Origin of the sequence: Phenylobacterium sp., assembly GCF_036963605.1 — a bacterium.
Lineage (GTDB): Bacteria > Pseudomonadota > Alphaproteobacteria > Caulobacterales > Caulobacteraceae > Phenylobacterium.
In genome coordinates this window covers 1-20,660 of record NZ_JBALUY010000065.1, presented here as the reverse complement: position 1 = coordinate 20,660, position 20,660 = coordinate 1, and the positions used below count along the sequence as shown (strand labels likewise).

19 protein-coding genes and 1 tRNA gene are annotated in these 20,660 nt (G+C 69.5%); 10 read left to right on the top strand and 10 right to left on the bottom strand.

The features are described 5' to 3' along the window. Together V7702_RS12665 and V7702_RS12660 are read right to left on the bottom strand one after the other, a co-directional pair. On the bottom strand, positions 1-549 hold a 549-nt coding region (locus V7702_RS12665; protein ID WP_335650468.1), incomplete at its 3' end, for a hypothetical protein. Positions 550-572: 23 nt separating this feature from the next. Further along, entirely contained in the window at positions 573-1,955 is a 1,383-nt protein-coding gene (locus V7702_RS12660) for a hypothetical protein (protein WP_335650467.1), read from the bottom strand. Positions 1,956-2,066: 111 nt separating this feature from the next. Here V7702_RS12660 and V7702_RS12655 point away from each other — a divergent pair, with 111 nt between their 5' ends. Both V7702_RS12655 and V7702_RS12650 read left to right on the top strand, forming a co-directional pair. After that, positions 2,067-2,918 carry a GNAT family N-acetyltransferase gene (locus V7702_RS12655; protein WP_335650466.1) on the top strand — a complete coding sequence of 284 codons (852 nt, stop codon included), beginning with the start codon at positions 2,067-2,069 and terminating at the stop codon, positions 2,916-2,918. 1 nt (position 2,919) lies between these two features. Beyond that, on the top strand, positions 2,920-3,687 hold the full coding sequence (locus V7702_RS12650) for a hypothetical protein (RefSeq protein WP_335650465.1): 768 nt from the start codon (positions 2,920-2,922) through the stop codon (positions 3,685-3,687). On the opposite strand, the gene V7702_RS12645 is transcribed toward V7702_RS12650, so the two are convergent. After that, a complete protein-coding gene (locus V7702_RS12645; protein ID WP_335650464.1) occupies positions 3,662-4,030 on the bottom strand; it encodes an EamA family transporter in 369 nt (122 codons plus the stop codon). The genes V7702_RS12650 and V7702_RS12645 overlap by 26 nt on opposite strands. Further along, entirely contained in the window at positions 4,027-5,121 is a 1,095-nt protein-coding gene (locus V7702_RS12640) for a glycosyltransferase family 2 protein (protein WP_335650463.1), read from the bottom strand. The genes V7702_RS12645 and V7702_RS12640 overlap by 4 nt, the downstream gene beginning before the upstream one ends. 126 nt (positions 5,122-5,247) lie before the next feature. Here V7702_RS12640 and V7702_RS12635 point away from each other — a divergent pair, with 126 nt between their 5' ends. The 4 genes from V7702_RS12635 to V7702_RS12620 are packed head-to-tail and all read left to right on the top strand — an operon-like array spanning position 5,248 to position 10,390. Further along, entirely contained in the window at positions 5,248-6,081 is an 834-nt protein-coding gene (locus V7702_RS12635) for an ABC transporter permease (protein ID WP_335650462.1), read from the top strand. Continuing rightward, a complete protein-coding gene (locus tag V7702_RS12630; protein ID WP_335650461.1) occupies positions 6,078-6,833 on the top strand; it encodes an ABC transporter ATP-binding protein in 756 nt (251 codons plus the stop codon). The genes V7702_RS12635 and V7702_RS12630 overlap by 4 nt, the downstream gene beginning before the upstream one ends. A gap of 54 nt (positions 6,834-6,887) precedes the next feature. Beyond that, entirely contained in the window at positions 6,888-9,173 is a 2,286-nt protein-coding gene (locus V7702_RS12625) for a hypothetical protein (RefSeq protein WP_335650460.1), read from the top strand. Next, the gene (locus V7702_RS12620) at positions 9,170-10,390 is read left to right on the top strand and encodes a glycosyltransferase family 4 protein (protein ID WP_335650459.1); all 1,221 of its coding nucleotides are present in this window, start codon (positions 9,170-9,172) and stop codon (positions 10,388-10,390) included. Before V7702_RS12625 ends, V7702_RS12620 begins: the two co-directional genes overlap by 4 nt. Before the next feature lie 17 nt (positions 10,391-10,407). Here the strand turns inward: V7702_RS12620 and amaB are convergent, their stop codons facing one another. Both amaB and V7702_RS12610 read right to left on the bottom strand, forming a co-directional pair. Then, complete coding sequence (gene amaB, locus V7702_RS12615) at positions 10,408-11,937, bottom strand: L-piperidine-6-carboxylate dehydrogenase (RefSeq protein ID WP_335650458.1); 1,530 nt, start codon at positions 11,935-11,937, stop codon at positions 10,408-10,410. A 9-nt stretch (positions 11,938-11,946) separates the two neighbouring features. Then, positions 11,947-13,047, bottom strand: coding sequence for a saccharopine dehydrogenase family protein (locus tag V7702_RS12610; protein WP_335650457.1), 1,101 nt, complete (start codon positions 13,045-13,047; stop codon positions 11,947-11,949). A 129-nt stretch (positions 13,048-13,176) separates the two neighbouring features. Between V7702_RS12610 and V7702_RS12605 the strand changes: the two genes are divergently transcribed. The 3 genes from V7702_RS12605 to V7702_RS12595 all read left to right on the top strand — a co-directional run bounded on the left by V7702_RS12605 (position 13,177) and on the right by V7702_RS12595 (position 15,798). After that, the gene (locus tag V7702_RS12605) at positions 13,177-13,602 is read left to right on the top strand and encodes an Lrp/AsnC family transcriptional regulator (RefSeq protein ID WP_335650456.1); all 426 of its coding nucleotides are present in this window, start codon (positions 13,177-13,179) and stop codon (positions 13,600-13,602) included. A 73-nt stretch (positions 13,603-13,675) separates the two neighbouring features. Continuing rightward, positions 13,676-14,659: an SDR family oxidoreductase gene (locus tag V7702_RS12600; protein ID WP_335650455.1), complete on the top strand. Its 984-nt coding sequence runs from the start codon at positions 13,676-13,678 to the stop codon at positions 14,657-14,659. A gap of 29 nt (positions 14,660-14,688) precedes the next feature. Next, positions 14,689-15,798, top strand: a complete 1,110-nt coding sequence (locus V7702_RS12595) for an AI-2E family transporter (RefSeq protein ID WP_335650454.1) — start codon at positions 14,689-14,691, stop codon at positions 15,796-15,798. Between the two features lie 71 nt (positions 15,799-15,869). On the opposite strand, the gene V7702_RS12590 is transcribed toward V7702_RS12595, so the two are convergent. The 3 genes from V7702_RS12590 to V7702_RS12580 all read right to left on the bottom strand — a co-directional run bounded on the left by V7702_RS12590 (position 15,870) and on the right by V7702_RS12580 (position 17,617). Then, entirely contained in the window at positions 15,870-16,193 is a 324-nt protein-coding gene (locus V7702_RS12590; protein ID WP_335650453.1) for a DUF6968 family protein, read from the bottom strand. Positions 16,194-16,417: 224 nt separating this feature from the next. Next, positions 16,418-16,494, bottom strand: a tRNA-Arg gene (locus V7702_RS12585). Positions 16,495-16,588: 94 nt separating this feature from the next. Further along, positions 16,589-17,617, bottom strand: coding sequence for a P1 family peptidase (locus tag V7702_RS12580; RefSeq protein WP_335650452.1), 1,029 nt, complete (start codon positions 17,615-17,617; stop codon positions 16,589-16,591). Positions 17,618-17,822: 205 nt separating this feature from the next. On the opposite strand from V7702_RS12580, the gene ggt reads away from it, so the two are divergent. Then, positions 17,823-19,478: a gamma-glutamyltransferase gene (gene ggt / locus V7702_RS12575; RefSeq protein WP_335650469.1), complete on the top strand. Its 1,656-nt coding sequence runs from the start codon at positions 17,823-17,825 to the stop codon at positions 19,476-19,478. Positions 19,479-19,485: 7 nt separating this feature from the next. Here ggt and V7702_RS12570 read toward each other — a convergent pair. Next, a partial coding sequence (locus V7702_RS12570) for a sensor histidine kinase (RefSeq protein WP_335650451.1) occupies positions 19,486-20,660 on the bottom strand: 1,175 nt, incomplete at its 5' end.

Sequence of the window (20,660 nt, the reverse complement as noted above, 5' to 3'; positions counted from 1 at the left end):
CATGTCATAGGCCAGGATCACCGTCTCGTTGACTTCGGGCTTCTCGCCCTGGAACGGCTTGGCGGTGAACTGGGCCGATTCGGGGTGGGCCTCGGTGACGTAGTGCAGAGCGCCGTCCCACTGCTGTCCGCCGGCCAATCGCGTGGCCCGCACCAGGACATGGCTATATTGCCGCCCCTGAAGGGCGAGGCCGCTGGGGGTCCGGATCGCGGAGTCGAAGATGCGGGCGGCGACACGCAGGCCGCCATCCTCCGCGGGCTCCACCTCCCCCCCGCCCATGACGAAACCGTCCGTCGAACCGTCGAAGGTCCAGGTCCGGGCCGCGCGCAGGGGCTGACCATTCCACACGAAGGCCTTGGACTCGGGATTCCAGGCGAAAGGCCCCGGCCGCTCGACCGCATCCTCCGCCGAGAAGGCCGTGGGCGGCAGGGTAAGGCGATCGGGGGCCACCGGCCGGGGATTGAGCTTCGGCTCGCGCGAGCGGGGCTCGTCGCAAGCCGCTACGGCGGCGCTGGTGAAGATCAGGGCGAGGACGGCGAAGGCTCTCAAGGGGCGCTCCCGGACTGGGCCGCTCAGCGAAAACGCCGCCGCAACCGGCCATAGGGTGGGTCGAGGGCCAGATATAGGAGCCCTGCGGCCGCTGCGAGGTCCACGAAGTAGAGATATCTGTAGTCGCAGGCGATGGAGATGAGGGTGAAGCTGCCAGCGAAGGCCAGGGCCGACAGCAAAAGGGCTGCAATCACCACGTCCGCCGCTTCGCGCCGCCACAGCAGAACCCCGGCGCAGACCAGCGCGATCAGGCCAAAGGTGATGTGCGAAAACAGCGGCGTGTCGAGGAACCAGCTGCCATAGTTGTAGAGCGCCCGGTCCGACGGCTCAGTGATGGGTGGGATCTGCAGGGCGGTGGTCAGGTTTTCAGGTCCGCTGACCCCGACGAAGATCGGCAGGCAGGAGTCGATTTTCGGGGTGGCGGCCACCCATCGGAACACCTCCCAACGATGCTTGAGATAGGCGCCCGGCTGGTGTCGGACGATGCTGCGCCACTGGCTGAAGACCACCTCGTCGGGCAGGCCCCACAGCACAAGGCCGATGTCTGGGTCCTGGGCCACATAGTCGATCCGCTCGGGCGTATAGAGGGCCACGGCCCGGTGGCGAATCTCCTGCTCGGCATGAGGGCTGAAGGCGCGGATTTCTTCGAGAGGTAGGGTCGGCTTGGCGGCGGCCGCGCCGATGATGTCGTAGTGGGCGATGATGCGGAGCCCGCGGGCGTTGGCGGCGTCCGGTCCCGCCTGGGCCGGCTGGGCCAGAACGCCCATGAGGCTTGAGGCCAGCAGCGTCAGGACCAGCCCCCCCAGCCCCCAGGCCAGGCTCGAGCGCCAGCCGCGGCCGTAGGCCACCCAGGCAAGCGCCAGGGCGCCGAACACGGGCGCCACGAGGCCGTTCTGCCGGACCTGAGCGGCGACGGCGAAGGCCAGGAGCGCGCCGACCAGCGCCCACCATGGCCGGCGGGGCTCATCCCAGGCCCGCGCCGCCTGGGCGAGGCAGGCGAACCCGGCCAGGGCGAGGTTGGCGAACAGGACATCCTTCCACACCACGCCCTGATAGATCAGGAAGGTGGGCGTCAGGAGCAGCAGCGCGGCCAGGATCACCGAAGCCCACGAAACCTGGCGACGGAGCCGCCGGAAGGACAGCAGGCTGCCGGTGACCAGAAACCCGCTGGCGGCCACATAGAGTCCCGTGCCCGGCGAGATGTCGTCGAAGAAGCCAAGGATCCAGGCATAGAGCGCCGGCCCCCAGGTCTCGCGCACATCCATGCGCCCCTCGTGAAGCTGGGCCAGCGAGTCATAGGACATGTGCCCTGGCAGGTTGAGCGCCAGCATCAGCACATAGCCGGCCATCAGCACGGCCCCGAGCGCCTGGCTCGCCGTGAATGTCGGCCTTGGCAGGGTCATCATTCTGTCAGCCCACCCCTCGTTCTCCCCCTCGTACGATCGGTCGGCGGCGGCGGGAAGGGGCAAATGAGCGCTTCCTTGGCGGAGCCGCGCAATCATGGTCATTTGGCCGCAATGGACACCGACGCTCTCGACATTCGCCCCACCGGCGTGGCCCCAGCAGCGCTGGACGCCTATTCGGCCCTGCTGTCTGGGGTTTTCGGGCCTGGGCCGAAGTTCGCCCCGCCGGCCATTGCGTGGCGTTACCGGGACAATCCGGCCGGCCAGGTGGTGGGCGCTGACGCCTGGGCGGATTCAGTCTTGGCCGCCCACTATGTCACCTGCCCCATGCGGGCCGTCGTCGAGGGTCGCCCCCTGAAGGGGCTCCTGTCCTTGAACACCGCCACCCATCCGGACTTCCAGGGCCGCGGGCTCTTCACGCGGCTGGCTCGGGCCACCTACGAGCAGGGCGCCGATCAGGGCTATGATTTCGTGATCGGGGTGGCCAACGCCCAGAGTACGCCAGGCTTCCTGGGACGCCTGGGCTTCCAGCATGTGGGCCGGCTGGAGGCGGGCCTGCTAGCCGCCGCGCCGCGGCGGTTCGCAGACGCGCCGCTGCAGTTCTGCGGCGACTGGGACGTGGCGATGCTGGGCTGGCGCCTGGCCAATCCGGCGGCCCGCTACCGCACAGCCCGCCTGGGCGACCTCACGGCCGTCTATGCCGACACCCACCTGAGCGGCGTCCGCTGCGCAGCCTTCGTGGACGGGGAAGCGCTGGGCGCGACAGGCGCGGCGCCCCTGGGCTTCACGCTTTTCCTGGGTCTCGATCCCCGCTTCAGCCTGGATGGCCCGAGGTTCCTGCGCCTGCCCGACCGCTTCCGGCCTTCTCCCCTGAACCTGATCTACCGCCCCCTCAACGAGGCGGCGCCCCGCAGCCTCGATCCGAAAGCCACGGCGATCAGCTTCCTGGACTTCGATCCGTACTGAGATGACGGTTGTCTACATCCTGGCCCATTGCGACGACGAGTACGCCGCCCTGCCGCTGATCCTGGAGGCCCAGGCCGCCGGCCAGGATCAGGTCTTCCTCTATGTGGCCGAGAACCGCGGCGAGGTGGCTGACCGACGTCTGGGCGAGACCCGCGCCTTTCTCGCCGATCTGGGGCTTGCGCCGGAAAGCGCAGCCTATGCCGTGTCGGGCACGGAGGCCTATGACGGTCAGGTTCACCGGCATCTGGACGCCTGCCTGAAACAGCTTCGGGAACGGCTTGCGGCGATCCCCCACGTGGAGCGTTTCATCATCGCCGCCTGGGAGGGCGGGCACGCCGATCACGACGCCTGCGCGGCGATGGCCGCCGTGCTCGCGGCCGAGCGGGGCGCATCGATCGAACAGTTCAGTCTCTATAATCGCCGGGGCCTGAGCGTTCTGCCCTTCCAGGCCTGCGCGCCGATCCCTGAGAACGGCCCCGTCCGGCGCGTGCGGCTCCGTCCGCGCCAATGGCTGAACTGGGCGCTGCTGGTGCGGCGCTACCCGTCCCAGGCCACCAGTTGGCTGGGCCTCTGGCCGTCGATGTTCGCAGGTTTCGCCTTGGGCGGCGGCTATGGCGTTCAGCGCCTGGACCCCGCCCGCCTGGCCGAGCGGCCGCACGACGGGGACCTGCTCTATGAACGTCGGTTCGGGGTCGCCTATGCCGAGGTGGCCGAAGCGGTCAAAGCCCTGCTGGCCCGCGAGCTCAGGCCTGGCTCTGAGCCTGCATGACCACGGCGAAGCCGGCGAACATGATCAGATAGCCCAGGGCGAAGCGCCAGGAGACCGGCTCCTTGAACAGGACCCAGGCCAGCAGGGGCACCAGGGCAGAGCCCAGGATCGAGAAGACATAGGCCTGGGACAGCGGCACCCGGGTCAGGATGTAGAACCACAGCAGCGCGGTCAGTCCGTACCAGGAGAAGGCGCCGATCAGGGGCAGGTTCTTGATCAGGCGCAGGACAAGCGGTCCGTCGAGCCGGGCGTTGTAGAGCGCCGCCCATTTGAACATCACCTGGCCCACCGGCAGGGCCGCGGCGAAGACCACGCACAGCGCCATGTCGCGGAGAGACATCATGAGCGGGCTTCTCCGGCGGCGAGGGCGTCTTCGGACTGAGCGGCGGCTTCCATGCGGGCCAGGGTGCGCAGATAGGGATGGATCGGCCGCACCGGCACATTGACCACATCGAAGTTCATGGCCTGGAGCAGCAGCTGGACGCCGATGATCACCGGCAGGGCGGCGGTCATGACCACGCCGGCCGAGGCCGCCTGGCCCGGCTCGCGCACCGCCATCCAGTTCAGGGTGTAAAGACCACCAAATAGCAGGAACAGGCTGCCGAAAATCAGCTCCAGGGTGGCGACGTTGAAATCGCGGACGAAATACTGGCCGAGCGCCCGGCGCACGAAGTTGCGCAGGTGGCGCCAGGCGAAGGGGCCGAGCACCTCGGTGATCTTCAGGTTGCTGACCTCGTCCCCGTAGCGCGCCGGCATGGGCACGTCGCGGACCACCGCGCGCAGGGTGCCCAGGTGATAGAGCAGGTCGGTCTCGAAGAAGAAGCGCTTGGCCACGCGCTTTTCGGCCACCAGGCGCGCCACGCTGGCCTCGATGGCGGTAAAGCCGTTGGTGGGGTCGAACACGTTCCAGTAGCCGGTGGAGAGCTTGGCCAGGAAGCTCAGGCCCGCATTGCCCAGGATGCGCACACCGGGCATGCCCTGCAGGTGGCTGACCGAGGAGAACCGGTTGCCCTTGGCGTAGTCGGCCTCCCCCAGCAGAATCGGGGTCACCAGCTGGGGAAGATAGGACAGGTCCATCTGGTCGTCGCCATCGACCTTGACCAGGATCACGCCCCCCAGGCGGGCGGCCTCGCCATAGCCGGCCAGGGTCGCGCCGCCGACGCCCTGGTTCTCCGACAGGCGCAGCACGTGAACCCGGCGGTCGGCGCATTCGGCCTCGATCAGGTCTCCGGATCGGTCGGGACAGGCGTCATCGACGCAGACGACGCCTTCGACCCAGGCCGGAATCCTGGCGAGAACGTTCAGGATATGGTCGCGGACCTTGTAGCAGGGGATGACGATCCAGACCCCGGCGCCCTCAAGGGCTGGCTCCATCAGGCGCGTGTCGTGGTGCGCCTGGACCGGCGACCGATGGAACTGATCGATGGACGACATGCTGGCGGCGCTCTCCCTGGCATTGCGCTATCACGCGGGCGTCTGAGTGCAAAGCTAGGGCCCCAGCGCCATGCTTGCGCCTTAAAAATGCACCTGATACCAGCGGCGCTCGCTTTGGGAGACCCTATGGAATCCGCTCAACACATGCTGCGGACCGGCCGGCGTGGCACGCTGTTCGAATTCAGCATGGCTCTGCGGGACCTCGTCACGTCCTGGAACCGCCGCGGCCTCGCCTGGTCGCTCGCCTGGCATGATGTGGTGTCGCGCTACCGCGGCTCCATCCTCGGCCCGTTCTGGATCACCATATCCATGGGCCTGATGGTGTTGGGCATCGGTCTGCTCTATGCGCGGCTGTTCGGCATTTCGGTGGCGGAGTTCATGCCCTACGTGGCCATGGGCATCGTTTTCTTCGGCCTGATGTCCGGGACGATCAACGAGGGCTGCGACACCTTCGTCCACGCGGCGAACATGCTGAGCCAGACGGCCCTACCCATGTTCACCTTCGTCTGGCGCACCGTGCTGCGGAACCTGATCAACCTCGCCCATCACGCGGTGATCATCGTGGGCGTGATCTTGATCTTCGGCCTGTGGCGCGTGATGGACCCCTTGCTGGCCCTGGGCGGCCTGCTGCTGACGGTGCTGAACCTGTCGTGGATCAGCTTGCTGGTGGCCATCGCCTCGGCCCGGTTCCGCGACATTCCTCAGTTCGTCATGTCGGTGATGCAGTTCGCCATATTCATGACGCCGGTCTTCTGGAAACCTGACGCCTTCCCCGACCGTCACGCCTTCCTGACGCTGAACCCGTTCTACCACATGCTCACCACCATCCGCGCTCCGCTGCTGGGCGAGCAGGCCGACGGGCTCTCCTATATCGTGCTAGCTATTGCGGCGGTTCTGGGATGGGCGCTCACCTTCTCGGTCTTCGCCGTCACCCGCCGCCGGATCGTGCACTACCTATGAAGCCTCCCGAAGTCTCGATCGCGGTCACCGACCTCAGCCTGCGTTTCCCCGTCTATGGGGTGGACGCCAAATCGCTGAAAAAGAACCTGGCCCGTGTCACGGTCGGCGGGCGGCTCGGCTCGTCGAACACAGGGGCGACCGAAGTCACCGCCCTGTCGAACATCAGCTTCAACCTGCGGCCGGGCGACCGCCTGGGCCTGATCGGCCACAACGGCTCGGGCAAGACGACCCTGCTGCGCGCGCTGTCGGGCGCCTATGAGCCGGACGACGGCCAGATCGAGGTCCGCGGCCGCATCGCCGCCCTGCTGGACCTCTCCCTGGGCATCGACCCTTCGGCCACGGGCGTGGACAATATCCGGCTGCGCGGCCGGATCGCGGGCATAAGCTCCAAAGAGATCGAGGAGAAGATGGACGAGATCGCCGCTTTCAGCGGTCTTGGCCCCTTCCTCGCCATGCCCATGAAGACCTATTCGGCCGGCATGCAGGCGCGCTTGGCCTTCGCCGTGGCCACCGCGGTGGAGGCTGACGTCCTCTTGATGGACGAGTGGATTTCGGTCGGCGATTCCGAATTCAAGCAGCTGGCCCACCGCCGGCTGCTGAACCTGGTGGAGCGGGCCGGCATCCTCGTGCTGGCCTCGCACGACACTGAACTTTTGCGGCTCTACTGCAACAAGGTGATGCGGATGGAGGGCGGAATCGCCTCCGAGGTGAAGGACATCCGCCGCATCGACGAACTACTCGCCGCCGCCTGATTCTGGCCGGCCCGCGGGGCCGCCAATCGGGCGCCAGCTGTCGGGAGCGGGCCCTTGGACGTCGTCTTCACCATCGTCTCGCGGAACTACGCCGCCCAGGCCGCGGTCCTGATGCGCAGCCTGGCGCAAGTCGAGCCCGACGCCACGCGGGTGGTGATCGCCGCCGACGGCCCGATCCCGGCGCTCGAACCCTTCGCCCGGGTGATGGAAGCGGCCGAGACCGGCGCCCCCGTGGGACCCATGAGCGTCTATTACGACGCCTTGGAGCTGAATACCGCCATCAAGCCCCACGCCTTCCGACGCCTCATGGCTGAGCCGGGGGTGACCTCGGTGACCTATCTGGACCCTGACATCTTCGTCTACGGTTCCCTGGACCGGGTCCGCGCCGGCCTTGAGGCGGCCCCCCTGGTGCTGATCCCGCACCTGACCCGGCCCCTGGCCGGCGAGGTCAATCCCAACGACCACACCATCCTCACCTCGGGGGCCTTCAATCTGGGCTTCATGGCCGCGCGACGGGCCGACGAAATCTTCGCCCTGCTGGACTGGTGGGCCGAAAAGTGCCGGTTCGACTGCCGGGTGGACTTTGCGAACGGCCTGTTCACCGACCAGAAATGGATGGACCTGGCGCCGGGCCTGGTCAGCGACGTGGCGATCCTGCGCGATCCGGGCCTCGACCTCGCCTATTGGAACCTGGAGGGACGCACCCTTTCGGACGGCGAGGGCGCCTGGAGCGTCAATGGCCAGCCCCTGGGCTTCTTCCATTTTTCCGGCTTCGACCCCCGCAGCCCCTCGGTCCTGAGCAAGCATCAGGACCGGCAGGTGGTCCCGCCGGGCTCGCCCCTGTCGCGCCTGCTGGACAACTACGCCAAGGCTCTGCTGGAGAACGGCCACGACCAGGCCCGGCGCCGGGCCTATGCCTACGACGCCTTTCCTTCCGGCCGGGCGATCTCAGGCCCCATGCGCCGCCGCGCCCTGCGGGCCGCTCGTGAGGGCCAGAGATTCGACGACGGGCTGACGGCGCAGGTCGAGGCCTGGCTCGACAGTCCCGACCCCCTGGCCTCTGTGGATGGCCTGCCCGACGTCACCCGCGAGATGGATCAGGTCTGGCGGGAGGACGCCTTCGCCGCCGCCCGCTTCGGCCGTGGGGACCTGGAAAGCCGCCTCGGCTTCCATGCCTGGTTCGCCGCCCAGCCGCAGAGCGCCACCGCCTCCATCGCCGCGGGCCAGGCCCTGCTGGACGCCTGGCGGGCGGGCGCGCGGATCGCCGCCCCCTGGCCCCAGGCCGACGCCCCCTGGACAGGGGAGTCCTGCCAGATCGCCGAATGGCTGACGGCCCCGGGCGAGCGGCCGCTGCCCCGCGCCGCCGCCGCCCTGCTGGCGGCCCGGGCCGACCTGCGCCGGCGGTTCGAAGGCGGGCCGCCGGAGGACCTGCTGGCCTGGCTGCTGGGACCCGAAGCTCAGGGCGGGCGCTTTGCGCCGGCCCTGCTGGACGGTCCGACCCAGCTCGATCTCAGCCAGGAGCTCCAGCCCCTGCTGTGTGCGGCCCGCTACGCCCGCGCCGCCCAGGGCGACCTGGCGGCCTTCCGGCTGCAGGCCTGCGCCGGCTATGGCCTGGCCGTGCGCGGCCGGTGGCCCTTCGTCCTGGCCCAGGCTGTCCGCGGCGACGGCGACCGCCTGGTCGGAAGCCTGTCGACCCCCTTCCCCTTCCCCCGCATCCTGATGCTCGTCTGGGAGAGCCGGCCGGACCTGCAGCGGCTGTTTCCCCTGCACCGCCCGCTGGGCCGAGTCCGCTACCTGCGCTGGCTGATCGGCGGCGGGTTCGCCGAGTACGACATCGATCCGGCCGGCCTGCCGGACGTCCTGACCCACAGCCTGGTCTACCGCCTGGCCCGGCTGAGCGTGCGCAACGGCGCGCCGCTGCTGGTGCGCAACCGCCCCACGCGGGTCGCCGCCGTGGTCGTGGCGCCAGCCCGGACACCCGACATGGCCGACTGGCCCAATGACGTGATCATTCTGGAGGCGGCCACCGGGCGGCTGCGGCGGGCCGACGGCGGGCCGGTGGGTCCGGTGGAGGCTGATCTGGTGGTCTACGCCACCGGGCCTGGGTTCGTCGCCGCCGATGCGGTGGCCCTCATGGCCCAGGGCGTGACCTGGCACCAGGCGGCGGCGGCCTGGACCACCGCGGCCCTGGCCGAACTGGCCGACGACCATCCGGTCTGGGGATTTGTCGATGAGGTCTGGAGCGACCGTCCGGCCGTCGATGACCGGCCACGGCCCGTCCGGACCCTGTCGGCCCAGACCCCGCTGCAAGCCCAGATCGCCGGGCTGATCGGCCTGTGAGCCTGCTCGGCCAGGTCCGCAACGCCTGGCGCGGCCTGGCGCCGGAGCAGGTCCGCCGCATGGCCCAGCCGGTGCTGGCCCCGCTGCTGGAGGCCCATGTCCGCGCCCAGGCCCGCAAGCCTCATGGGGCCGAGGCGCAGAACGGCGGACCGATCCGCATCGTCGGCTATCTTTCCGGCTCCCACGGCATCGCCGCCTCGGCCCGGCTGGCCGCCCGAGCGTTCGAGTCCCTGGGCGTCCCGGTGGAGCGCATCGACGCCGCCGGCGCGGCCCTGACCTGGAGCCCGCAAGGCCCTGACCCGACGCCAGCGGCGGCCTGGATTTTCCACCTCAATCCGCCGGAACTGCTGGCCGCCCTGGGCCAGATGGGGCCGCGGCGGGTGATCGGTCCCCGATACGGCTACTGGGCCTGGGAGCTGCCGAGCGCCCCGCCCCAGTGGCTGAAGGACGCCGCCATGGTCGATGAGGTCTGGGCGCCCAGCCGGTTCGTGGCCGCCAGCCTGGCCGGCGCCCGGGCCCCGGTGCGCGTCGTGCCCCATCCGTTGTTCCTGGAGGATTACGACGACGTGCGTCCGGCGCCGCGGCGGGCCGCCTTCCAGGCGGTGGCCCTGTTCGACTTCAACTCTTCCCAGGCCCGCAAGAACCCGCAAGGCGCCATGGCCGCCTTCGCCCAGGCCTTTGGAGGTGATCCCGACGCGCGCCTGGTGATCAAGACCCAGAACGGCGGCCAGCATCCTGACGCGATGGCCAGGCTGCGTGCCGGGGCGCCGGCCAATGTGGAGATCCTCGACGCGGTCTGGCCCTATGCCGAGGTGCTGTCCGTGATCGCCGGCGCCGACGTTCTGATCTCCCTGCACCGCGCCGAGGGCTTCGGCCTCACCCCGGCCGAAGCCCTGGCCCTGGGGACGCCGGTGCTGGCCACCGACTGGTCGGGCGTGACAGACTTTCTGGATGACGAGGTCGCCCTGATGGTGCCGGCGGGCCGCGCCCCGGTGGAAGACCCCCAGGGGCTCTATGCCGGCCAGAGCTGGGCCGAGCCCGACATTGGCTACGCCGCCCAGGCCCTGGCCGGCCTGCGGGCCGATCCCGGACGGCGGGCGGTGCTGGCGGCGGCGGGACGGCGCCGGGTGGCTGAACGCCTCTCGCCCCAGGCCTGGTTCACCACCCTGCCCGACAAGGTCAAGGCGGCGGCCATGCGCGCGGCCCAGGGGCGCTAAAGCCGCCGGCGCAGATCTCAGATGTCGAATCGGACGCCCTGGGCGAGCGGCAGGGTCGCGCCGTAGTTCACCGTATTGGTCGCCCGGCGCATATAAGCCTTCCAGGCGTCGGAGCCGGCCTCGCGGCCGCCGCCGGTCTCCTTCTCGCCGCCGAAGGCCCCGCCGATCTCGGCGCCCGAGGGGCCGATGTTCACATTGGCGATGCCGCAGTCTGAGCCCTCAGCCGAAAGGAACCGCTCGGCCTCCCGCAGGTCCAGGGTGAAGATCGCCGAGGACAGACCCTGGGGCGCAGCGTTCTGGGCGGCGATCGCCTCGTCGAGCTCGCCATAGCGGACCACATAGAGGATCGGCGCAAAGGTTTCCCGCAGCATCACTTCGCCTTGATCAGGCATTTCCACCAGGGCGGGGCGGACATAGACGCCGGCGCCCTCCAGCCGCTGCCCCCCATGAACCACGCCGCCGCCGGCCTTCGCCTCGTCCAAAGCCCGCGCCATGGCCTGGGCCGCCGCCTCGTCGATCAACGGCCCCACCAGGACGCCCTCAGCGCGGGGATCACCGACGGCGACGGAGGCGTAGGCCGCCTTCAACCGGGGGAGGAAAGCGTCATAGACATCCTCATGAATGAACAGGCGGCGCAGGCTCGTGCACCTCTGGCCCGCCGTACCCATGGCGGCGAAGGCCACGCCCCGCAAGGTCAGGTCCAGATCGGCCGAGGGGGCGACAATAGCCGCGTTGTTGCCCCCAAGCTCCAGCAGGGCGCGGGCGAAGCGCTTCGCCAGGCGTGGCCCGATGGCCCGGCCCATGGCGGTGGAGCCCGTAGCCGAGATCAGCGGCAGGCGTGGATCGTCGGCCAGCGCCTCGCCGACCTCTCGCCCGCCGATCAGCACGCAGGACAGACCGGCCGACGCCTCGCCGAATCGGGCGGCGGCGCGCTCAAAGGCCGCCTGGACAGCCAGGGCGGTGAGCGGCGTCTTCTCAGACGGCTTCCAGACCACCGGATCGCCACAGACCAGCGCCAGGGCCGCATTCCATGACCAGACGGCGACGGGAAAGTTGAAGGCGGTGATCACCCCGATCGGACCCAGCGGGTGCCAGGTCTCCATCATCCGATGGTCAGGCCGTTCGGTGGCGATGGTCAGGCCGAAAAGCTGACGCGAGAGCCCCACGGCGTAGTCGCAGATGTCGATCATCTCCTGGACTTCGCCTAGCCCCTCGGACGTGACCTTGCCGGCCTCCAGGGTCACGAGGCGGGCCAGGTCGGTCTTAGCGTCCCGAAGTTCCTCCCCCAGCAACCGCACCAGTTCGCCCCGCCTGGGCCCCGGAACCTTGCGCCAGGACAGCCAGGCCTCGTGCGCGCGGGCGACGGCGCCGTCGACGGCCTCCGGGTCGGCGTCGCGGACCTGGGCCACCACCTCGCCGGTCACCGGCGAGACCACGTCGCGATCACCGCCGGTCCACCGGGCAGGCGCCACGCCCAGGCGTTCGAGGGTGGCGGCGACATCGGCGGCTGCGCCCAGGGCCGGAGCGGGTTGGAGAGACAGGGTCATGGGTATCCTTCAGGCCGTGCGAAGGGCTTGGTCGTCGCCGGCGTACCAGCGGCCAAAGCGGTTGGCGAGGAAGCGGTCGAGGGGGATGTCTTCCTGCCGGACAAAGCCGCTCTGGGGCAGGTCGCCATTGGCGAGCATGTCGGCCACTGCGCAGACCGAGGCCGCCGTGGTGATCTGGATGGCGCTCATCGGCCGCCCATCGATGGGCTGGGCGTAGACGCGGTTCACATAGGTCTCCTGCATCAGCACCCCGGCCTTCAACCCGCTGAGCGTGACGAACACGATCACCACATCCTGCAGGGTCGCCGGCACCGCATGCTCCAGGATGTCCTTCAGCAGGTCGCGGCGATCCCGCAGGGCGAGGTCGTTCAGCAGCGTGCGCATAATGGCCCCGTGACCGGGATAGCGGATGGTTCGATAGCTCAGGTTGCGCACCCGTCCCGCCAGGGTGTCGCAAAGACTGCCCAGGCCGCCGGAGGTGTTGAACGCCTCATAGGCGACGCCGTCGAGGGCGAAGGTCTCCAGCCCCTCGAGAGCAGCGACCTCGCGCCGCTCGCCCTGGACGATGGCTTCGCAGGGTTCGCAATATTCGTTGATGACCCCCTCGGTGCTCCAGGTCAGATTGTAGTTCAGGCCGCCGGTGGGATAGCGTGGCAGGGCGCCGACCCGCAGGCGCGCCGCGTGGACCTCGTCGAACCGCTGCGCCAAGTCCATGGCCACGATGCTGATGAAGCCCGGCGCCAGGCCGCACTGGGGGATGAAGGCGCTTCCTGCGCCCTGCGCAAGGGCGCGCACCTGGCGGGTGGCCGCCACGTCCTCGGTCAGGTCGAGATAGTGGGCGCCGGCCGCCTTGACCGCCTGGGCGATGGGTACGGTGAGCTGATAGGGCGCGGCGCTGATCACCGCAAAGACGCCGTCCAGCCGCGCGGCCAGGGCGACCGGATCGCGGACATCGACGCAGATCCGCTCCACGCCCTCGCCCACCTTCAGGGCCGCCAGACGCGCCTCGTCCTGGTCGATCACGGCCACCTGATAGGCGCCCGAGGTTCGCAGCATGTCGACAATGGCCGAGCCGATCTTGCCCGCGCCGACGACGGCGATCTTTCGCATGGTGTCTGATCCTGTGGCCCGAGACATGATGGGCGAGGTTCGCCGGCGGGGACGGCGGCATCAATTGCAGTTTCGGCGAAATCGCCCCATATTTTCGGCGATCTGCCACCCTATAGCGGCGTAATGACCATGGATGATCTGGATCAGCACCTGTTGGCGCGCCTGCAGGAGAACGCCCGAGCCTCTGTGGCCGAACTGGCCCGCAGCCTGGGCCTGTCGCGCACCACCGTGCAGAGCCGGATCGCCCGGCTGGAGCGCCGTGGCGTGATCGCGGGTTACGCCGTGCGCACTTCCCGGGCCCATGAGCAGAGCCAGATCCACGCCTTCGTCATGCTGACCGTCCAGCCCAAGGCCGCCGGCCTGGTGGCGACGGCCATGCGCAAGATGCCGGGCGTGCGGCGCCTGCAGTCGGTCAGCGGGGTCTTCGACCTGATCGCCATGGTGTCGGCGGCCGACGTGGCGGCCATGGACGGACTGATCGACGAGATCGGCGCCCTGGCCGGAGTGGAGCGGACCAATTCCTCCATCGTGCTGTCCACCAAGTTCGACCGCTAGAGCAGGCCTCAAGCGTCCGTCTGGAACCCTGAGGCGCTCCGACGGATTGGGGTCGGTCAGAAAGGGATGCGCCATGACCGACCACAAGCCAGACACCTTCCGGAAAGACGCCGAGCGCGTGGCCCGCGACGAGCGGGACATCCAGGCCGGTATCGACCGCAAGGACGCCGCCTCGAACTCAGATGAAACGCCCAAGGCCATGCAGGCCGGGGCCCGGGAATATCCCGCGCCGCCCCTGCCCCAGCAGCACCTGAAAAAGCCGGGGGTGGAGGCCGATCTGAAGCTTGAGCCCATGTATGATGCGCCCTTCTATAAGGGTTCGGGCAAGCTGGAGGGCTGCGCGGCCCTGATCACCGGCGCCGACTCCGGCATCGGCCGGGCCGTGGCGGTGCTCTACGCCCGGGAGGGCTGCGACGTGGCCATCGGCTATCTCAACGAGGACGAGGACGCAGCCGCCACCAAGGCGGCGGTGGAGAAGGAAGGCCGCCGGGCCATCCTGCTGCCCGGGGACGTCGCCGACCCCGACTATGCGCGCCATGCCGTGGCCAAGACCCTGGAGGCCTTCGGCCGCCTCGACGTCCTGGTGAACAACGCCGCCTTCCAGGAGCACGCGGGAGACCTGGAACAGATCACCGACGCCCACTTCGACCGGACGATAAAGACCAACCTCTACGGCTATTTCTACATGGCCCGGGCCGCCGTGCCGCATATGAAGCCGGGCGCCGCCATCTTGATGACCGGCTCGGTGGTCGGCCTGCAGGGGGCCGGCGAGCTGCTCGACTATGGCATGACCAAGGGTGGCATTCACGCCTTCGCCCGCTCCCTGTCGGCCCAGCTGATGTCCAAGGGGATCCGGGTCAATGTGGTGGCGCCAGGTCCGGTCTGGACGCCGCTGAACCCTGCCGATCGGCCTGACATCAGCAAGTTCGGCTCCGGCGTTCCCATGGGCCGTCCGGCCCAGCCCGAGGAGTTGGCGCCGTCCTACGTCTTCCTGGCGTCCCCCCAGATGTCGAGCTACATCACAGGCGAGATCCTGCCGGTCATCGGCGGCTATTGACCCCTTGAGCTTGAACGGGAAGACGCGCCTTGGCCGAATCTGATCCGCACGCCCCGGCCAAGACGCCCAAGGCCACCTCGCTTTCCCCGATCTTCGTGCGCCGGGTGCTGTTCCTGGTCGGCGTCGGGATCGTCCTGCTGGTGGCCTGGCAACTGATCGATGTGATGCTGCTGATCTTCGGCGCGATACTCGTGGCCGTGCTGCTCCGCGCCCTGGGCGCCCCGATCCACAAGCTGACGCCCCTGAACGAGGGGCTGTCCCTGCTGGCGGCCGGCCTGCTGATCATCGCCCTGTTGACCGGCGCCGGCTGGCTATTCGGCGCTACGGTGGCCGAGCAGGTGCAGGAACTGGTGGAAAGCCTGCCGCAATCGGCCGAGGAATTGCAGGCCCGCCTGGCTGACTTGCCGCTGCCGGCCGACTTCATGGCCCAGGTGCAGACCTTTGACCTGGATTCCGCCCGCCAGGCGGCGGGTCCGATCCAGAGCATCCTCGGCCGGGTGGGCGGCTACGCCATGACCGTGGCCGGCGCCGTGACGAACCTGGTGGTGGTGATCTTCGCCGGCATCTACCTGGCCATCAGCCCGCGGTCGTCTCGCGACGGCCTGCTCAGCCTCATTCCCGCAGGCCCGCGGGAGCCGATGCGTCACGCCATGAACGTCACCGGCGTCGCCCTGCGCCGCTGGCTGCTGGGCCAGTTCGTCTCCATGACCATCGTGGGCGTGCTAACCTGGATCGGCGTCTCGATCATCGGCCTGCCCTCCCCGGTGGCGCTGGGCCTGTTCGCCGCCATCGCCGCCTTCGTACCCATTGTCGGGCCGGTGGTTTCGGTGATTCCCGCCGTCATGCTGGCCCTGCAGGAAGGGCCGATGATGGTGGTCTGGGCGATCCTCGTCTACGTCATCGTCCAGCAGGTGGAGAGCAATCTCACCTACCCCCTGATCCAGAAGCGGGCCGTCGCCCTGCCCCCGGCGCTCACCCTGTTCGCCGTCCTGGGCTTCGGGGTGCTGTTCGGTCCCCTCGGGGTGATCTTCGCCGCCCCCCTGCTGGTGGTGCTCTTCGTGATGGTGAAGATCCTCTACATCCGCAACACCCTGGGCGACGAGACCGAGGTCCCCGGCGAGAAGGCGGCGGTGGCGTAACGCAAGCCGCCTTCTGGCCGCGGGAAGCGGCAGAGTTTCCAGAGGAGAGTCCCGAAGTTGCTTAACGCCGCTCAGAATGGAAAAGGGGCGGCGTCGAGGAAAATACTTGGAGCGGGGATGGACAGATTTCCGCCGAATTCGCCGCCGATCCCGAGTTGCTTATTCTCGTAGGCTTCCGATCCGTAGAGGTAGGAGGACATTGCCTTCAGGGCGAGCACCAAAGCCTGCATACTGGACGCGCCATAAATTGTCCGCTCGATAGCTAGGGGTTCGCTAATCTCAAATGAGCAGGACCACTCTTCGTCAGAGGCCGCACGCAAGGGCGCATAGACCCTCGCCCAGACCTTTGTGTCTGAATAGGAGAGATCCAGCGCGATCTCTGCAATCGGCATCATCCCACGCCCCTCCAAGCTAGGTTCCGAGCGGCGAGTATCCAACCTCCCCCGCCCTATCCCGTCGAGTCTCTCGTGGGATGGCCCAATGATTAGCGGCTATCCGACCCCAAGGAGCATCCCTCAGCACCAGGGTCCATCACGCGCACGACCACCACAAAAGAGGGCGCCGCGGAATCGCACTTCGGCTTCCAGCGAGAGCTAAAGGATTGCCTTGTAGGAAGAAGTGGCGCGCCCGGAACGATTCGAACGTCCGACCCTCAGATTCGTAGTCTGATGCTCTATCCAGCTGAGCTACGGGCGCGCAGTGCCTTGCGGCAAGGGCGCGGAACCTAGTCGGCCTTTTGGGAAAGTTCAAGCCAGGGAATTGGGGCAAAGACGATTCTTCTTTGGCCCCCTCAGGGAAGGTCGCGCCAGCAGGGGACGGGGGCGTCGGGCCAGGGCGCAGCGGCGTGGACGCCGCGGGCCACGGCGCGGGCCAGGACGTCGGCGGCCAGGGCGCCCAGACGGGCGATCTGGAAGTCCGGCCGCTCACCCAGGGGCCGCTGGGCGGTGGAGAGGGCGAAGACCACATCACCGTCGAAGGGGGCGTGGATCGGGCGGATGGCGCGAGCCAGGCCGTCCTGGGCCATCACCGCCACGCGGCGGGCCTGGGCAGGCGTCAGGACGGCGTCGGTGGCCACGCAGGCGATGGTGGTGTTGGTGCGGGCCTGGGGATCGGCCTTGGCCAGGCCCCAGTCGTCGCCGGCGCCCGCCAGGCCGGCCGCGCCGAGGCCGCCGAATTCGCCGTTCATCTCGTAGGGGGCGGCCCAGAAGGTGCGTCCGCCCGGCGCTGTCACCGAGCCGAAGCTGTTGACCGCCACCACGGCGCCCACGGCGAAGCCGTCGGCGGTGATCGCCGAGGCTGAACCGACGCCGCCCTTGAGTCGACCGGCCATGGCGCCATAGCCGGCCCCGGCCGTGCCCAGGTCGAAGGCCTCGCCTGCCGCCAGCGCCGCCTGGCGCCCCAGGGCGCGGTAGGGCGGCTCCTCGCCCCAGACCTTGTCGCCGCCATTGGCCAGGTCGAACAGGATGGCGGCCGGCACCACAGGCGAGGGCGGGACGGCGGCATTGGCCACAAGTCCGTAGCCTCGCCCCTGGGCGCCCAGCCAGGCGGTCACCCCGTCCGGGGCCGCCAGGCCATAGACGGAGCCTCCGGACAGGACGACGGCGTCGATGGCGTCCACCAGATTGTGCGGGTCGAGCGCGTCGGTCTCCCGGGTGCCAGGGCCGCCGCCGCGGACGTCGCAGGCGGCCACGGCGCGGGCGTCGGGCAGGATGACGGTGACGCCGGTGCGGGCGCGGGAATCATGGGCCTGGCCCACCTTGATCCCCGGCACGTCGGTGATCAGATTGCGCAGGCCCGGGCGGGCGATCAATGACGTCATGGCGGCCGGTCTCCCTTCTGGCTGGGTGACACAGCCAGATGGTTGTTGTCCACGCCAGCGCAGCTAAGGTGCGGCCATGATCCAGTCCAGTCCCCGGAGCGCCGTGTCCTCCTCCCTCCCGTGTCCCATCGCCCGCCTCGCCCATCCTCCCCTCCTTCGCCCCCTGGTTCCGGCCCTGCTTCTGCTGGCCGCCGCCTGCGCGCCGATGTCCCAGACCGCAGAAGGGCCGGGCGCCCCTGCGCCCGCCTCGGCCGCCCAGGGTCAGGTGATGGTGGCCGCGGCCAATCCGCTGGCGGTGGAGGCCGGCCTGGAGATCCTGAGGGCCGGCGGCTCGGCGGTGGACGCCGCGGTCGCGGTGCAGGCCGTGCTGGGCCTGGTGGAGCCGCAAAGCTCGGGCCTGGGGGGCGGCGCCTTCATGGTGCACTATGACGCCGAGACCGGGGTGGTCAGCGCCTATAATGGCCGGGAAACCGCGCCGGCCGCGGCCACGCCGGGCATGTTCCTGAACGATGAGGGCAAGCCGCTACCCTTCTTCGACGTGCTGCTCAGCGGCCGCTCCACCGGCGTCCCCGGCGCGGTGGCCATGCTGCACATGGCCCAGGCCGATCACGGCAATCTGGAATGGAACCAGCTGTTCGGTTCGGCCGAGCGCCTAGCGGACGAGGGCTTCATCGTCAGCCCCCGCCTGGCCGGCATGATCACCAGCCAGGCGCCCCAGGCCAAGGCCACCGATGCGGTGGCGTATTTCACCAAGCCCGACGGAACCCGATACGCAGCCGGCGACCGGCTGCGCAATCCGGCCTACGCCGCCACGGTCCGCCAGATCGCCGCCGAGGGGCCTGACGCCCTGCTGGAGGGCGAAATCGCGCAGGCCATCGTCGCCCGGGTGGGTCAGGGCGAACTGCCCGGCGTCATGACGCTCGCGGACCTGGCGGCCTATGAGCCGAAGAAGACCGAGGCGCTGTGCCGCCCCTATCGCATCTATGTGGTCTGCACGCCGCCGGCGCCGTCCGGAGGCCCGGCCGTGCTGGAGGGGCTGGGCATCCTCGAGCACACCGCCATCGCCGATCACCCCAACGACGCCCAGGGCTGGTACCTGTTCACCCAGGCCAGCCGGCTGATGTACGCCGACCGCGACCGCTATATCGGCGATCCCGACTTCGTCGCCGTGCCCACCGAGGGCCTGCTGGACAAGGCCTATCTGGCTGAGCGGGCCAAGCTGATTGGACCGACCGCAGGACCCGCGCCCGCGCCCGGAACGCCGGCCGGCGCCGGCGTCCGCGCCCCTGACGCCACCCGGGAAGTCTCCGGAACCTCGCACTTCGTCATCGTCGACGCCGCGGGCGATGCAGTCTCCATGACCACGACGGTGGAGAGCATCTTCGGCTCGGGCCGCATGGTCGGAGGCTTCTTCCTCAACAACCAGCTGACCGACTTCGCCTTCGCCCCGGCCAATCCCGACGGCGCGCCGGCGGCCAACGCCATGGCCGGCGGCAAGCGGCCCCGGTCGTCCATGGCCCCTGCCATCGTGCTGGAAGACGGCAAGCTCGCCGCCGCCGTGGGCTCACCGGGGGGCACCTCGATCCTCGCCTATAATCTGAAGGCCCTGGTGGGGATGCTGGACTGGAAGATGCCGGTGGCCGAGGCCATCGCCCTGCCCAACCTGATCGCGCGGGGCTCGTCCTACGCCGCCGAGGGGGACAAGTTCGCCCCTGAGGTCGTCGCAGGCCTCGCCGAGCGGGGCGTGACCTTCACCGCGGTCGGCGGCGAGGGCTCGGGCCTGCATGGGGTGCGCGTGACGCCTCAAGGCCTGGACGGCGCCGCCGATCCCCGTCGCGAGGGCGTCGCCCGGGGCTTCTAGAGCCGCCTCAGGCCTTGGGCGCGGCCGGCGCGGTCTTGCGTCGGCTCCGGCCCGCCTTGGTCTGTGGCTGTGGGGCCAGGGCCGCAGGCGCGCCGGGCAGGCGCAGCTCGAAGATGGTGCCGGCCGCGCCGCTCTCCACCAGGCTCAGATCGCCCCCATGGCCCTGGGCCAACTCCCGGGCGATGGCCAGGCCCAGGCCCGCGCCATCGGCCCGGCCAGAGCCCGTGAAGGGCAGGAACAGCCGCTCGCGCACCTTGGCGGGCACGCCAGGGCCATTGTCGCTCAGCCGGACGCGGCTCTGCCCCTCGTCCTGCTGAAGCGTGAGGGTCACCACGCCAAGCCCATCCTGGCTCTGCTGCTCGATGGCTTCCCGGGCGTTTCGCATCAGATTGACCAGGATACGGTGAAGTTGGTCAGGATCGGCAAGCACCTGGTCGGCAGCGGCCACCTGCAGGTCCAGCCGCACCCCCTCCGGGGTCAGACGCGCCTCCTCGGCGGCCATCTCGGCGGCTTCGGCCAGACCCACCGTGCGCGCCTCCGGCGGCGCCTCCTGGGTCTTGCCATAGGTCAGCACGTGGGAGGCCAGCTTCACCGCCCGGTCGAGCGCCCGCTCCAGCCGCGGCAGGGCGCGGCCTACATCAGGGTCGGCCGAGGCGGCCAGCCGTTCGGAGGCGATCTGGGCGCTGGTCAGCATGTTGCGCAGGTCGTGATTGATCTTGGCCACCGCCTCTCCAAGGGCCGCCAGCCGGGCCCGGGCGTTGAGGGCGGCGCGCAGGTCCCCCTGCATCAGGGCCAGCTCCACCTCGGCGCGGCCGATCTCGTCCCGGCGGCCTGACAGCTTGACCGTCGCCCGGGGATCGTCCGGATCGGTGCGGAACAGCTCCATCCCGCGGGTGATCCGCTGCATGGGCCGGACCAGGAAGAGGTTCAGCGACAGATAGACCAGCCCCCCGGCCATGGCCGAGACGAAGGCGGTCACCGCGATCAGCCGCCAGAGATAGGCGGTCAGCTCCTGGCGCAGCTCGGCGTCGGGGGCGACGATCTCGATGAATTCGGCGTCGCGGAACCGGGGCTCGGCCACCACGCGGACCATGCGCCCCTCGCCGCCGAACATGGTCTGGAAGGGCGCCGCCAGCCAGGAGGCGACGGCCTGGTCGCGCAGGTCCACCAGATAGGGGGTGC